This window comes from Undibacterium sp. Ji22W, assembly GCF_049340305.1.
GTDB lineage: Bacteria > Pseudomonadota > Gammaproteobacteria > Burkholderiales > Burkholderiaceae_D > Undibacterium.
This window is the reverse complement of the sequence record NZ_JBMPOU010000002.1, coordinates 586,419-601,896: the sequence shown is the minus strand read 5'-3', so window position 1 is coordinate 601,896 and position 15,478 is coordinate 586,419. Positions and strand designations below refer to the sequence as shown.

Genomic DNA, 15,478 nt, shown 5'->3' with positions numbered 1-15,478 from the left:
CGTGTGGTTTCGCTAAAGTTTTTTCTGCATTCCGCCACGAAGTTTTCCCACTATCCCAGTCGGGAAAAAGTACACGGACAAAATAAACAAAACTCCCAACCATAACATCCAGCGATCAGGATGAAAAATTTGCGCCAGAATTGGAAAATCGACTAGGGCTTCGGAACCTTGCGCCATCACATTCTTTAAGTAGTTTTGTGCGATGATGAAGAGCGCAGCGCCAATCACTGCGCCGTACAAGGTCCCCATGCCGCCGATCACGACGATGAGTAAAATATCCGTCATAACTTCAAAACTGAGCATGGTTTTAGGACCGACATAACGTAGCCACAACGCCATTAATGCGCCTGCTAAAGCTGCCACCAGTGCCGCCAGACAGTTCGCCAGAACGCGGTAAATCACCGTGCGATAACCAAGTGCTTCGGCGCGGAATTCATTTTCGCGTATCGCCTGCAAAACCCGACCAAATGGCGAGTTGACGACGCGTAGCAAAAATAGAAAAATTGCTACGCAAGACAAGAACACGATGTAGTAGGTGATTACCTTGCCGTCGACGATGCGGCCAAATATTTCGCTGTCAAATAGTTGAAAGCCGGGCGTCAACATTTCGGGTACGCGAAATGTCTTCCCATCTTCACCACCAGTGAAGTCGGATAATTGTGAGGCTAGCACCGCAAAGGAAGACGCAACGGCAAGGGTGATCATAGAATAAAAAATCGCGCGTACACGTAGGGCGAATAACCCTATCACCAATGCCAACAGCACGGTTAACATTAGCGCGATCAAGATGCCGGTGAACATGCTTCCCCAGCTGACGGAGTCCCCAGATAAAGCTAAACCAACACCGTAGGCACCAATGCCAAAAAACATGGTGTGCGCGAAAGACACGACTCCGGTGTAACCAAGTAATAGATCATAGGACGCGACTAGAATGATATAGATACAAATTGTTGCTGCCGTATTCAGTGGCCGTGCACCGCTGGTGATGAAGGGCGCGCTTGCCAATGCCAGCAAGATGATGAGCAAGAGAACAGACAGTAAGCGGCTACGCGGTAAATCATCGGAGAATAAACGTCTGAGCAGGTTCATAGGATATTTTGCAGTCAAATAGGTAGTAACGATAAGGGCTGATCTGGTTATATTTTGCTGAGCATTTGCAACTTATGCGCCACGTCTGCCAACAGAATACAGCCCTGCAGGACGCCATAATAAGATGGCCATCATCAGTCCAATATTCGACACCAACGCGATTTTGGGTGCCAAGAAGCCGGCATAATTGCTGACCAGGGCCATCAACAATGCACCGATAAAACAGCCCCCGACCGAACCCAAGCCACCGATGATGACGACAATAAAAACCATCACCATGATTTCGCTACCCATGGCACTGGTCAGCGTCTCTTTGTACAAGCCCCACATCACGCCACCTAATCCGGCGAGTGCGGAACCGGCCGCAAACACGGCGATGAACAGTCGGCGAATACGGTAGCCTAGGGCTTCCACCATTTCGCCATTCTCTACGCCGGCACGGATTAGCAAACCTAATTTGCTACGATTTAAGATCAGATACATCGCCACAAACACGAACAAACCAATCGCGACGGCAATTAAGCGATACTTTTCAATCGCTGCATCGCCAATGAAAATCGCTCCTCGTAAACTGGCAGGCAAGGGTAGGGGGATTTGTTCCGCACCCCAAATCACGCCGATGATTTGTTCCGCCACGATCATGCCACCCATGGTGATCAAGATCTGTTTTAAATGTTGACCATACACCGGCATGATGATCACTCTCTCGAATGCCCAACCGATAATCGCTGTGACCAGCATTGCGACCAGCATTGCCAGTCCCAGTACGCCGAGATTGAGTAGCAGAGAATCGATTTCTAACCAGCCCTTGAGTGGGATTAAGACCATGGTCGCGGCGTACGCGCCAACCGCAACAAAGGCGCCATGACCAAAATTGAGCACATCCATCAAGCCGAAAATCAGGGTCAAACCGCTAGCCATGATAAAGATCATCATGCCCATCGCCAGACCCGCAACAGTCAGAGTTAGCCAGCTTGGAAAACTGCCAACTAAGGGCAGCATTACCAAGGCCAATCCTGGTACCAGTAACAGTGGTGCGAGATCGCGCGGCGTGCTCGGGAGTTCTGTATTATTTACGCTCATCCTTCATCCTTGTTTGAACCTTGTTTGAACTTCGTCTTATTGATGACTGGCGAGAGACAATCCCAATAAGCGTTGCTGCAATTCTTGATTTTCAGCCAGGCTACGCATGCTGCCAGCGTGCACGATGCGTCCATCATCCATCACCGCAACTGTATCGCCGAGATTTTTGACGACGTTGAAATTCTGTTCCACTAGCAGAATTGTTGTGTCGTGCGACTTCAGTTCATTGAACACGGCGATTAAGTTGTCGATAATCGCCGGCGCTAAACCTTTGGTCGGTTCGTCGACTAGCAGGAGCTTGCGCGGTTCAATGATGGCGCGTGCGATCGCGACCATCTGTTTTTGTCCGCCTGAGAGGTTGCCCGCTGGGTAGTTCCAGAATTTTTTCAAGGCCGGAAAGAAATTAAATATCCATTCCAGTCGAGCTGTGTCCATGGGGCCATTGCGTGCCGCCAGATGTAGATTTTCTTTGACGGTTAAATCGGAAAAAATCGCCATACTTTCAGGCACATAGGCGATCCCCGCCTGGGCGATATCGGGCGTAGCGTGAGCGGTGATATTTTGTCCTTCGAACAGGACACCGCCTTGGCTGGCTTTCCATAATCCCATGATGGTGCGCAAAGTCGTGGTTTTGCCTGCACCATTTCGACCAAGTAAAACGGTCATGCCAGCACGCGGCACAACCAGATCAACGCCCTGCAAGATATGATATTCGCCAATGTGGGTATGCACACCTTGCAATTCGAGCAAAGCAGAGCTTGCTTGATCAGGCATGTTCTACTCCCTTGCCCAGATAGGCTTCCTGCACTATTGCCGACGCCATCACTTCGACGGGATCGCCGTCCGCGACCATACTGCCGTTGTGCAAGACGATGATGCGGTCAGCTAAGGAGCGCACCACATCCATCTTGTGTTCGACTAATAAGATCGTTTTGTTTTTGTCTGTTTTCACTTCTTGAATTAAATCCAAAATTACGGGCACTTCATCTACGCTCATGCCGGCAGTAGGTTCATCAAACATCATCACTTCAGGTTCGAGCGCGAGCAAAATCGCTACTTCGAGTTTGCGCTTATCACCATGCGAGAGCGTGATGACTTTATCGTGTTGACGCGCAGCGAGTGCGACGCGTTCTAAAAAATGTTCGGCGCGTTGGATCAGTTCCGTATGGCTTGCCCATCGGGAAAAAATATTCAAACCCATACCTGCCCGACTCTGCACCGCCAGCCTCACGTTCTCGATGACCGTCAAATGCGGAAACAAATTCGTCAATTGAAACGCACGACCGATGCCTGCACGTGTGCGTTTGGCCGCGCCCAATGCAGTGATATCTTGACCGAATAAGCGAACGCTGCCCGAGCTGGCAGCAAGTTGGCCAGAAATTAAATTGAAATACGTGGTCTTACCCGCACCATTCGGGCCAACGATTACCGTCAGGCTACTCGGATAGAAATCCGCGGTCACTTGATTGACCGCGACATGTCCACCGAAACGTATACTCAGGTCGACGGTACTTAAAGAGGGAGAAGGCTTACTATGGGTTTGCATGAGTCGGCTAAATGTTGAATGGCTTATCGCTTATTTTTTACTGGTACAGGAATATCACTGGCCGGAATCTCTCGCACTAGCTCCAGTAAGTCCCATTCGTTCTTTTGATCTTTTTTGATCTTGAAGTGATACATGGATTGCAGTGCCTGATGGTCTTCTTTGCGGAACAACATCTTGCCTTTAGGCGTATCGAATTCCATGCCTTCCATCGCGCTGATGAGTTTTTCAGTGTTGTTTGATTGTGCCTTGTTTAAAGCTGTATAGACCGCGCTCGCGGCGGCAAAACCACCGGCAGTAAAGAAATCGGGTGGCGCCTTAAAACGTTTCGTGTGTTCGGCGACCAGCCAGTCATTCATTTTGTTTTTTGGGAAATCATAATAGTAGTAAATCGTGCCTTGGGTGCCAGCATAGGATTTCCACAATTTCATAACCGGCAAAATATTGCCACCCGGCGCTAGGTTGATTCCAAAGCGTTCTGGTTTTAAATCTGCCAATTTGTTCATAGGATTAGGGCCAGCCCAGACGATTTGTAACAGGCGTGGTTCTGGCTTGTTTTTTAAGGCATCAAAGATACGTTGTGCGGCAGCGGTGAAGTCGGTCGTGTTTTGTGCTGCGTATTCTTCGTGCACGACCGTCGCTTTCGAGCCTGCGGTCGTTAGCGCTTCTTTTGCTGCTTTGACTGCATCGCGGCCAAACGCATAGTCTTGCGCCAAAAAGGCGATGCTGCCGCCGCCTTTAATTGTACTCGCCGCCGCCAAGGCATCTTGCATAGAATTGCGACTGGTGCGGAAGATGTAACGGTTCCATTTCTCGCCAGTAATGGCATCGGCAACGGCCGGCTCCACGATCAGAATTTTTTTGTATTCTTCGGCCACAGGTAGCATCGCCAAGGCGGAACCAGACGAGGAAGTGCCAACGGCGATATCGACTTTATCGTCGCCGTAAGCTTCGGCTAATAAAGTGCGCCCCATATCCGGTTTGCTTTGATCATCTTTGATGATCACTTTAATTTTCTTACCATTGATTTCCATCTTGCCATTCGTCAGATATTCCAATCCCATCATAAAACCGGTTTCGGTTTCTTTGGCATAAGACTCGAGTGCACCGGTCTTACCTGCGATTAAGGCGATCTTGATGTCTTGCGCGTGGGCGCTGGTCGTGAACAGGTTGATGGAGAGTGCGGTGGTGAGCGTCAGGCCAATATGCAATGCCATTTTGCGCATGCTTTGCTGAGTTTTTTCTATGTGTTTGGTAGACATGTGTGCTCCTTAAATACGGATTTTTCTGATATCGCTGAAATTGCTAAAGTTTGCTGAAATGGTGGATAGTCCGATGCGTTTCGACAAATCCTTATTTATTCTACTTGCTGTAAAAATGTTCGTATTGCCTGCGCAGATGCCGATTCGGTGAGCATAGGTGCATGACCGATTCCAGCCACTTCTGCATACTGTAAACTGGGCGCAACACGCTGCATGTAGTGTGCTTGTTCCGGTTCAAGCAAATCTGAAATCGACCCGCGTATCAGCAAACAAGGGCGCTTATTGGCTAAGCGCCGGAATGCCCAACGTGCTAGCCACGAACTCGCTTTCAATTTACCCGTCTTGAGCGGCATCGCAATCAAAGGATCATACTGCAATTCGAGTTGGCCTTGCGCATTCTCAGCGAAGGCGCGGCGTGCCCATTTGTCCCATTCCTCATCACTATTGTCGGGGAATGCGGATTGGTTGATATTTTTAATGTACTGACGTGCCTGTTCCCAGCTATTAAAGCTGGCACTTTCTCCCGCATACGAGGCAATGCGGTTGAGACCCTTTTGCGATAAAACTGGGCCTATGTCATTTAGGATAGCGGCGGCAATCAGGGAGGATTTGCGCAATGCGAGTGTCATCGTGATTAGACCACCCATGGAGGTACCGATAAACACGGCACGTTGTATCCCTAAATGCTGCGCTAGGGATAAGATATCATTGGCATAAACCATGGGATGATAATGCGCAACTTTGCGGGCATGCTGTGATCGGCCACGACCACGCACATCCACCGCCAATACGCGGCGCCCTTGCTGCGCAAGCCACGGTGCTAGTTCATCAAAATCAGCGGCGTTGCGGGTCAGACCATGGATACAAATGACAGGTAATTTGGTGGAGGGCGAAGTTGCAGGCTGGATGGCCGCATAGTCGCGCGCATACAGGCGTAAACCATCTTTGCTATCGAAGTAAATTTCTTTGAAATCGCTCACGGTGATTAAGCCTTGATGGAGTGTGAGTTGTGGTCGTTTGAATACAGCGCAACGACAACAGACAAAAAAATCGACCAGCCCAGATTCGAGCTGGTCGCAAATTTCCTAAAACCTAAAATTCTGTGAAGACAAATGCATACCAGATTTGTCTTGCACTAAAGTTTTAGAAACAAGAAAAACGAAAATCAGAATCGTTCATGAAGCCCATCTTAGAAACGATAATCCAGCGTTAATGTATAAGTGCGTGGATTGCCGTAAAACGCGGTGGTGCTGCCCTCACCCAAAGTTGGGAACAGATAGCCTGCCACTTTATAACGGGTATCGCTGAGGTTTTTGCCATGCAGACCGATGCGCATACGATTGTCTGAGCGGCTCCATACCAAGCTTGCATCCCACAATTTGAAACTATCCTGATCCAACAGTGGCGTAGGCGTTTCAAACTGATAGGTCTTGCCACGGAAGGCGAGGCTACTGCTCAAAGATAATTTGCCCGATTGACCTAAGAGTGCCATGTTCCAGTCATAGTTGGCGCGAATGCTGGCAGTTTGCTTCGGTGTATTTTGGAATACACGTAAAGCTGTAACATCCGCATTGCCCGCTCCAATGTACTTAGTGTATTTCGCATCAATGTAACTGAACATGCCCGACATGCTAAATGCGTCGGTAATGCGCGCCGTTGCTTCGAATTCCAGGCCATCAATTTTCGCTTTACCTGCGTTCGTAGTGACGCCGGCGAAGCTATCGTCTTTGCCATCGCCATTGGTGTCGATTGCCACTGAGCCAGGGATTTGTACATCTTGATAATCGCTATGGAAGACAGCGATATTCGTGAAGACGGAGTTGTTCACAAAAGCGGATTTCAAACCCAATTCGAAGGTAGAAATCTTTTCAGGCAAAAAGCCTTGTTTGGCTTTGTCTAAAGTTAACTTCGTGCCGACCAGATTCAAGCGTGGATCAAAACCGCCGCCTTTAAAGCCTTCAGTCCAGGACGCATACATGGTTTGATCGCTACTTGCTTTCCAACTGGCAGAAATACGTGGCGTGAATTTTTTATCTTCGCGGTGCAAATCGCCTTTCGTTAAATTGGTATCAGTACGGAATAAGACCGCCGCTGGATTACCCATGCCAGGTGAACCATCTGTACCCAAATAGATTTGGCGCAAGATGCTGGCTTCACGTTTATCTACTGTGTAACGACCACCAACTGAGAGGCTAACATCTTTACTTAAATCAAAACTCATGTCAGCAAACGCAGCCCAAGCCTTCGTATCAATGTCGCCTTCGGTGAAAGTCGACGTGCCGAGCAAGCGCACATCAAATTTGTCGTAAGCATTCGCGTCGATGTAATACACACCTGCTACGCCTTGGAAGGCTTTGCCGGTATAAGTTAATTGGAATTCTTGGCTAAATTGCTTGTTCTTGTACAGCGCTGGTACGTCGAAATCAACTTTGTTTAAAGAGTCGAAATCGATCGGTGCGTACGATGTGTCATGGCGTGAAGCGGTGACAGATTTGAACAGCAAATCCGGTTGCATCTGATATTCCACTAAAGCAGATATGCCAGATTGCGTCACCTGTTGCTTGTGACCTAGCGCTTTGTTCAAATTGGCGCGGGTGTCATACACATTATCGAGGATAGGTGCGTTGCTGATTTTTCCCACGGTTAAGCGATGGCCATGCTTAGGGTTAGAATCATCTTGGCTGGTATCGCCAGAAATGCGAATGAACAAATCGCTGCTCGGCATAAATTCTGCACTCAGACGCGCAGCGGAGACATCTTTGTTGTAGTTGTCTTCGCCAGTCGCTAGATTAGTACCGAAACCATTGCGTTTAAATTTTGCTAGTGTGCCGCCAACGCGTACAGTGTCTGACAGTGAAGTGCTGGCAGTCAGTACGCCATCCATTTGACCATAGCTGCCGACTGAGGCTTTCAAGCGGACATCGGTAGCTGGTCCCATTTTGCGCGTCACATATTTGACCGCGCCACCAATGGTGTTGCGACCATATAGAGTTCCTTGTGGGCCGCGTAAAACTTCGATGCGTTCTACATCATAAATTTCAGCGACTGCCCCTTGTGGGCGCGCCAGATAAATGTCGTCGAGATAAATACCCACACCGGCTTCAAAACCAGCGAGTGGATCTTGTTGGCCGACGCCGCGCATGAAAGAAGTCAAAGTTGAATTAGTGCCGCGTGATGCACTCAAGGTTGTATTCGGTAAAGTTAAGGCTAGTCCAGTGACGTCCGCGATGCCGCTTTTAGAAATCTGGTCTGCACTGTAGGCGGTTACTGAGACTGGCACATCTTGCAGAGTTTCCTCACGGCGGCGTGCGCTCACGACGACTTTCGCAACATTAGTATCATCACTTGCTTTAGCTGTAGCGTCGGCTGATTGTGCTTGTGCATAATTTAAGCCACTGCCATAGATCGCCAGGACCGCGGCTGCGGACCGGCTGAGTAAAACCAAATTGCGCTTAGATTTCTTTGATGGGTTCATGAATTGTCTCCAGAGTTTTTGTTGGTTTCGATCTAACCGGAGCTTGCGAATGAAGTGCAATGAGCGGTCTATCGATCTTATTTCAAGGGTTCTTGCTGCTATCTTTTGTCTATTTTTTCGGCTATCTGTTGTTGATTTGTTGTTGCTGGTGGTATGCGACTGCATTAACACGGAAGTCAGTGTCGCTGAATTCAAAGCGCTTCGAAACCCGTGCAGCTGCTCACCCACTGTGCATAAATGCACAGTAATGCTATTTACATATCGAAAGTGCTGTTTTAGCCTCGTAAATCCAATTTTTCAGTAAAAATTGCGACATTTAGCCCCAAATTTGTGCACCGCACGCACGTGGTAAGTGCGCAACAAACTGGACAATGCGCTAATTCGGCGCATTTTTCTCTGGATAAAAGATTACTTTTCGCAAAAAACAAGGTGATTGCTAAACTTCTGTGCTTTGATGCACAATCGTAGCGTTTGAAATTGGACTGGTGAATTCGCTGTCGAATTTGTGGTTTTTCACCTTAGCATTTTTGCTCGCACGATCGATTTTCTGACCAGGAAATATATGAACACTTTGCCCGAATGGACGGATCTACGTTTCTTTTTGGAGTTAGCTCGTTCCGGCACGTTATCCGGCACGTCGCGTAGGCTTTCTGTAGAGCATACGACCGTGGCGCGACGCATCGACAGACTTGAAGAGCAATTGGGAACGACTTTATTCGATCGCAGTCGTGAAGGCTATCAGCTCACCGAAATGGGCTTAGCATTATTGCCGCACGCAGAAGCGATGGAGAGTGCCGTGACAGCGGCACAAGATGAACTAAGCGGTGCACAAATTTCAGTGCGCGGCATTGTGCGCCTCGGCGTGCCAGAAATTCTGGGGTCACGGGTGGTCGCACCGGCGCTGGTCGAACTGCTGCAAGCACATCCGGATCTGAGTGTCGATTTGTTGCTGCTGCCACGCTTTGCCAATCTGGCGAATCGCGAAGCCGATCTCGGTGTGATGCTCGATCCGCCTAGTACTGGGCGATATATGGTGACGCGTCTGGCGAGTTTTCGTCTGTACATCTACGGTGCACCATCGTATTTGGCCAAACATCCGCCGATTACAGAACACGCTGATTTGATCAAGCATGACTTTGTCGACTATGTGCAAGACCGGCTTGCCAGTAGCGGGCTGAACTACATGGGGGAACTTGGATTTACACCTCATAGACGTATGTGTTGTACTAGCTTGGCGGCACAATGCGAAGCGGCAGCATTGGGACTCGGCTTAATTTTGGCACCACCGTATGCAGTGCCCAATGATGGTCGTTTAGTACGCGTATTGGAAAATAATTTTTACGCCGAGCGTTCATTCTGTCTGGTGGCACCGACTGATTTGTATCGCTTGCAAAGAGTGCGAGTAGTGTGGAATTTACTGCGCGATTTGGCAGAAAAAAATCCAACGCTCTTTATCATTCCAGAATCGTCTTGAATGCGTCTTGTGAATTACGAACGCATGTTTGATACGTAAAAATATTCGTGCTGCCAACATAGCTTCGCATCCTTATTCCTTCTACAATGCAGGCTTCCGTTTTCACACACAAGCTATGCATTTTTTTTCGTCCGCAGGATATCTTTCACGCTTAAAACAGGCGCTGCAGTGGTGTCGCCAGCATCCCGTGCGTGCGCTGCTGGCGTTTGTGTTAACCTTGGCTTTGCTCGCAGATCAATTATTTCCGCCCCCGATTCCACACGATGAACCCGGGATGGTGGTAGTGGCGCGCGATGGTACGCCATTACGTGCCTGGCCTGATGCAGATGGCGTTTGGCGCTTTCCAGTGACGCCCGACAAAGTATCGAAGAATTATCTGGATTCCTTATTGATCTATGAAGACCGCTGGTTTTATTGGCACCCGGGCGTCAATCCTTTGGCATTGCTGCGTGCGGCTTGGCAATGGCTGGCGCATGGCGAGATCGTGTCTGGTGGTTCGACTTTGAGTATGCAGGTGGCACGCGCGCTTGAACCTGTGCCACGCAGTGTACCCGGTAAGTTACGTCAAATTGCACGCGCCTTGCAACTCGAATTACGTTTGTCGAAACGTGAAATTTTGACGCTGTATCTCAACCACGCACCTATGGGCGGCATCGTCGAAGGTGTGGAAATGGCGAGTCGCAGTTACCTCGGCAAGAGTGCGCAGACTCTGTCGGCAGCGGAAGCCACCTTGCTCGTGGTTTTGCCGCAAGCGCCATCGCGTTTGCGGCCGGACCGCCATCCCGAAAAGGCACAGATCTATCGCGATAAAGTATTACGACGCATGGCGCAATTGGGGCATTGGACGCAGGTCGATGTGGATGACGCTTTGATAGAAAAAGTCGGTGCTAATCCTCCGCGCTTAGCGTGGCTAGCACCACTCGCGGCAGAACGCTTGCGGCAAGCCAGTAAGCGGCAACATACGCAAAAGAGATCATCGGCACTCACTACACATTTGGGCAATCTCAGCGCAGCAACGATAGTGCAATCGACCTTAGACCGAGAGATACAAACTATATTGGAACGGATGCTGGCAGATAAAGTCGGGCAATTGCCGCGCTTCGTCTCGATGGCAGCAATCGTGATGGATAGCAAAAGTTTGGAAGTGCTGGGCTATGCCGGTTCCGCGGATTTTTCGGATGCGCGACGTTTTAGTCATGTTGATATGGTGCGCGGTATACGTTCGCCAGGATCGACTTTAAAACCTTTTTTGTATGCGATGGCTCTGGACGATGGATTGATCCATTCCGAGAGTTTGTTGGCGGATACGCCGCAATCGTTTAGCGGCTACGATCCGGGTAATTTTCAGGCAAATTTTTCGGGCCCTGTGAGTGTGTCGGAGGCATTGCAACGTTCCCTTAATGTACCGGCAGTCGATCTACTTGATCGGATAGGTTCTAGTCGTTTCACGGCGCGTTTATCGAGTGCTGGTTTGCGCCTGCGTTTGCCAAAAGATGCGATGCCCAATCTGAGTGTGATCTTGGGTGGTGCAGGAACCAACTTAGAGGAGTTGGTAGGCGCGTATCGCGCATTAGCAATGGATGGTATGGCCGGCGCACCGCGCATTACGCCTGATGCACCAGTGCGTGAAGCGCGCATGATGAGTGCTGGTGCAGCGTTTATCATCCGTAGTATTTTGGAGGGTGGAGGGCATCCCGATCAGCCCTTTGTTGAAGATGACGGCAGCGGTGTGCGTTTAGCGTGGAAGACCGGTACCAGCTATGGTTTTCGGGATGCGTGGGCCGTGGGTGTCAGCGGTCGGTATACGCTGGGCGTGTGGGTTGGGCGCCCAGATGGCACACCGAATCCTGGTTTTTTTGGTGCAAATGTGGCGGCTCCGTTGTTGCAGCAAATTGCGTTCGCTTTACCTCGTAGCGCGCCTCTGAGCCAGCAACGACCTGCTGGCGTCGGCACTGCACAGATCTGTTGGCCGCTTGGTGTGGCGGCAGATCAGACTGCCGCTGCGCATTGCCATGTCAAGCGTAGTGCATGGATTTTGAAAGATACGATACCACCAAGCTTGCCGGATCGCTTACGTGCCCGCAGTTTAGTGGAAACGATTTGGTTAGATCCCGCTACGCATTTGCGCACAACGCCGGATTGTCAACCCAAGGCACAGCGGCACGAAGTCGCACGCTGGCCGTCTTTGCTGGAAGCCTGGCTCAGCCCTGAACGCAAACAAGAATTAGGTTTGGTGCCATGGTCGCCGGATTGCCAGCAAACGAATGTGGTGGGGAGCATCAAACTTATGGGGATCAATAGTGGGAGCCGCTTGCGCACCGCACCGGGAAAACAGGATGTAGTCGTCACGGTGGATGCAGTAGGCGGTAGTGGTCAACACTACTGGTTGTTAGACGGCAAGCAAACGGAAAATGCCAACGGCAAGAAACGCCAGAGTTTTGTGATTGACTCGGCTGGCGCACATAGTATTACTGTGATTGATGCCGGTGGCCATGTCGACAGTGTCGCATTTAGCCTTGATAAGAAATAGTTTCATGTCTTATGTTTGTTTGCTCGCAAATACATCTACTTCCTTCTCGCCATTAGGTAGAAAAATGACTGACAATTTCCTGTAAATATCTGGCTTGTTGCATCAAACTGTCTGAAGCTGCAGCGGCTTGTTCAACTAATGCGGCATTTTGTTGTGTCAAATCGTCGATATTGTTGACTGCCAAATTAATTTGCTCAATCCCCGCATTTTGTTGTTCGCTTGCGGTCGCAATATTTGCCATGATGTCGGCAACTTGCTTGACGCTCGCTACAATTTTTTCCATCGTTCTACCCGCTTCATCGACAAGCTTGCTACCTTGATCGACCTTTTGCGTTGAATTCCCAATGAGTTCCTTAATTTCTTTGGCCGCATTCGCACTACGTTGTGCAAGGCTACGAACTTCTGATGCGACGACTGCAAAGCCTCGCCCTTGTTCGCCAGCCCGTGCAGCCTCAACCGCTGCGTTCAAGGCAAGAATATTGGTTTGAAAAGCGATACCATCAATGACACCGATAATATCAACAATTTGCTTTGAGCTTTCTTTAATCGATCCCATTGTTTGTACTACTTCGCTGACAACCTCACCACCTTTGCGTGCAATACCTGAAGCATTCATCACCAAATTATTTGCTTCTATCGCATTAGCGGTATTTTGCCTGACTGTTTCTGTCAATCTCTCCATCGTCGATGCAGTTTCATCTAAAGAATTCGCTTGAGTTTCGGTCCGACGCGACAGATCTGCGTTGCCATCCGCCATCTCGCGCGATGCATGGATAATGGCATCTACCCCTTGTTTTACTTGGCTAACCGAATTGCCCAAAGTATCAATCACATACGCTAAGGATTTTCCAGAATCGCTGACGGGATTTTTTTGGAGGCTACGTAAATTGATGTTCTCGTTTTGGCCACCGAGCTCCTTGGTGTAATTCATTAGTTCGATTTCTTGTATGCGGTCTTTGTGAATCTGTACTGAGATATACGACAGTACAGCAGCTTCAACAACGACATAGGAAGCATGCACAATCAAAATGCCCAGACTAGGCTTGGTGAAGCAAATGACGCCAAATCCTAGCTCTTGCATATAACCGAAACTCGCATGATGAATCGCGACGGTCGTTGCAGCGGTAAGGATGACGCGCCAGTCGGCATAGATCAGTAAAAAGGCGAGAAATGCAAAAATCCCGAAGTGTAACTCTGTCATTCCCATCGCTTGTTGTATGTGCAAGGCGCAATAGGACATCAGCGCAATCCCATTCAATAAACGGGTCATTAGTTGACCCGGAAAAATATAGACGAGATACGCTGGAATCAGCAAGAAAGGGAGGCCGGCAAAGAATGCCAGCTTCCAGGTGTCGTACCAACTTGCCAATGCAAAGCTAAATAATTGCATGGCGACCAAAATAAATAAAATCAGTTTATCTGAACGTGCGTAGGACGCGTCGAGATTAGAATGAGCTTGATTTCTCACGGAATTTCCTGAATATAGGTTGAAATGGTAATTAAATCGACGGCGAAATCGAGTGGCATTCCGGGCATTGGAGTGCACTTTTGCGATTTCGACTCGTCTTAGTTGTGATGCGTAATCACATGTGATTTGATCTTACATGAACAAAACAAAAGCTGCAGATACGACCGCACGAGCAAATTGTTTTTTTAGTAGCTCAGAATTCCCGTTTCTGCGACTAAAGTTGGCGAACTGTTCGCGCCGCGGGGGGTGGGCCTGGATGTTGTTTTCGCAATTCTGTGGCGAAGAAATTCTAAGTACAGGGTTTGTGCTTTTAAAGAAAATCCCGCCGAGTATGGGTTCATAAAACCATGCTTAGTACCAATCGCCACTTCTGCCTGATGTCCGCGTTGACGCAGTGCCTGCACCAGTAATTGCGGTTGATAGGCGTTTTCCTGTTCTGCGAAAATGCAGTGTGTATTACAGACGCTTTGAATGTCCAGATGATCGCGAATTCTAGATCCATAGAACAGGCTCGCGCTTTGCAAAGCGTGTGCATACTCGGCACAGCTCAACCACCAAGCGCTGGCACCCGCACTGAAACCAACGACATGCCTTAGTTGCGGCTGCTGCCGCACAAATTCGCGTAATTTGATTGAATAGGCTTGCACGCCGCCAGCAGCTAAAAATGCTTGGTAGGCTTGCTGTTCATTGTGAACAGAAAAGTCAGCTTCAAATGGTGATACAACCAAACATGGTAAGCCCAGATAGCGTTGCAAACTGGCGATGGCAGGAGTGTGACCGAATACATCGGTAATGATTAATACGTTGGCGGTCATGAAGGCGGATGGCGCTGCGGTCAGTGTATTGCAACAGGCTGCAGTGGAGCTAAATCATAAAACAAAAAGAGCGCGCAGCTTAACGGCTAGAAGCTTCGAATGCAAGATCAATTCGCGTGTGCCGCGCAATGATGATTCTCTAACAGCGACTATAATCGAGGTTTTCTCATCTTCGATCACCATCGAATACAATCCACCAACGCCAACATAAAGGACATACGATGTTCACAAAGTCATCTCCGGTATTTTTAACGGTGCTTAAGGGCACGCTCACGCTCAGCCTGATCTTAGGTCTATCTGCCTGCAATCGTGGAAGAGAGGATGTCAATGCATCGCCCACGGTTGTCGACGCAAGCGGCATCGCTACTCTGCAGACAACCGATATTGCAATTGGAAACGGCGCGATAGCGCAAGCGGGCAAGCAAGTGTCCGTGCACTACACTGGCTGGCTGTATGATCAAACCACCGCCAATAAGCATGGCAAGCAATTTGATAGCTCGGTGTCGCGCGGCACACCGTTTAGTTTTCAATTGGGTGATGGTCAAGTGATTAAGGGCTGGGATCAGGGCGTTGCTGGGATGAAGGTTGGCGGTCGTCGCACTTTGGTGATCCCCTCTGATTTGGCGTATGGCCCGGACGGACGCGGTCCCATTCCACCAGCTGCGACCTTGGTCTTTGATGTGGAATTAATTGCGGTCAATTGATTTGGGAGCAGATGGAAAGGCCGCGTGGACGCGGC

12 protein-coding genes are annotated in these 15,478 nt (G+C 49.3%); 3 read left to right on the top strand and 9 right to left on the bottom strand.

The annotated features are described in order from the left end of the window. Window positions 1–12 precede the first annotated feature (12 nt). From ACO0KW_RS09500 to ACO0KW_RS09470, 7 genes are all read right to left on the bottom strand, one after another. Window positions 13–1,089 (bottom strand): branched-chain amino acid ABC transporter permease, encoded by a 1,077-nt coding sequence (locus ACO0KW_RS09500; RefSeq protein WP_423052833.1) that lies wholly within the window; start codon window positions 1,087–1,089, stop codon window positions 13–15. Window positions 1,090–1,161: 72 nt separating this feature from the next. Further along, a complete protein-coding gene (locus ACO0KW_RS09495; protein WP_423052832.1) occupies window positions 1,162–2,172 on the bottom strand; it encodes a branched-chain amino acid ABC transporter permease in 1,011 nt (336 codons plus the stop codon). Window positions 2,173–2,208: 36 nt separating this feature from the next. Beyond that, window positions 2,209–2,946 (bottom strand): ABC transporter ATP-binding protein, encoded by a 738-nt coding sequence (locus ACO0KW_RS09490; RefSeq protein ID WP_423052831.1) that lies wholly within the window; start codon window positions 2,944–2,946, stop codon window positions 2,209–2,211. Continuing rightward, a complete protein-coding gene (locus tag ACO0KW_RS09485; RefSeq protein ID WP_423052830.1) occupies window positions 2,939–3,718 on the bottom strand; it encodes an ABC transporter ATP-binding protein in 780 nt (259 codons plus the stop codon). The genes ACO0KW_RS09490 and ACO0KW_RS09485 overlap by 8 nt, the downstream gene beginning before the upstream one ends. A gap of 23 nt (window positions 3,719–3,741) precedes the next feature. Beyond that, window positions 3,742–4,977 carry a substrate-binding domain-containing protein gene (locus ACO0KW_RS09480; protein ID WP_423052829.1) on the bottom strand — a complete coding sequence of 412 codons (1,236 nt, stop codon included), beginning with the start codon at window positions 4,975–4,977 and terminating at the stop codon, window positions 3,742–3,744. A 95-nt stretch (window positions 4,978–5,072) separates the two neighbouring features. Next, entirely contained in the window at window positions 5,073–5,957 is an 885-nt protein-coding gene (locus tag ACO0KW_RS09475; RefSeq protein ID WP_423052828.1) for an alpha/beta fold hydrolase, read from the bottom strand. 209 nt (window positions 5,958–6,166) lie between these two features. Further along, the gene (locus ACO0KW_RS09470) at window positions 6,167–8,452 is read right to left on the bottom strand and encodes a TonB-dependent receptor (protein ID WP_423052827.1); all 2,286 of its coding nucleotides are present in this window, start codon (window positions 8,450–8,452) and stop codon (window positions 6,167–6,169) included. A gap of 562 nt (window positions 8,453–9,014) precedes the next feature. On the opposite strand from ACO0KW_RS09470, the gene ACO0KW_RS09465 reads away from it, so the two are divergent. Both ACO0KW_RS09465 and pbpC read left to right on the top strand, forming a co-directional pair. Next, window positions 9,015–9,926 carry a LysR family transcriptional regulator gene (locus ACO0KW_RS09465; protein WP_423052826.1) on the top strand — a complete coding sequence of 304 codons (912 nt, stop codon included), beginning with the start codon at window positions 9,015–9,017 and terminating at the stop codon, window positions 9,924–9,926. A 115-nt stretch (window positions 9,927–10,041) separates the two neighbouring features. After that, window positions 10,042–12,456 (top strand): penicillin-binding protein 1C, encoded by a 2,415-nt coding sequence (gene pbpC / locus ACO0KW_RS09460; protein WP_423053460.1) that lies wholly within the window; start codon window positions 10,042–10,044, stop codon window positions 12,454–12,456. A 52-nt stretch (window positions 12,457–12,508) separates the two neighbouring features. Here pbpC and ACO0KW_RS09455 read toward each other — a convergent pair whose 3' ends face one another. Together ACO0KW_RS09455 and ACO0KW_RS09450 are read right to left on the bottom strand one after the other, a co-directional pair. Beyond that, entirely contained in the window at window positions 12,509–13,924 is a 1,416-nt protein-coding gene (locus ACO0KW_RS09455) for a methyl-accepting chemotaxis protein (protein ID WP_423052825.1), read from the bottom strand. A 185-nt stretch (window positions 13,925–14,109) separates the two neighbouring features. After that, window positions 14,110–14,739: a hypothetical protein gene (locus tag ACO0KW_RS09450; RefSeq protein WP_423052824.1), complete on the bottom strand. Its 630-nt coding sequence runs from the start codon at window positions 14,737–14,739 to the stop codon at window positions 14,110–14,112. Between the two features lie 221 nt (window positions 14,740–14,960). On the opposite strand from ACO0KW_RS09450, the gene ACO0KW_RS09445 reads away from it, so the two are divergent. Continuing rightward, window positions 14,961–15,443 carry an FKBP-type peptidyl-prolyl cis-trans isomerase gene (locus tag ACO0KW_RS09445; protein WP_423052823.1) on the top strand — a complete coding sequence of 161 codons (483 nt, stop codon included), beginning with the start codon at window positions 14,961–14,963 and terminating at the stop codon, window positions 15,441–15,443. Window positions 15,444–15,478: the final 35 nt, after the last annotated feature.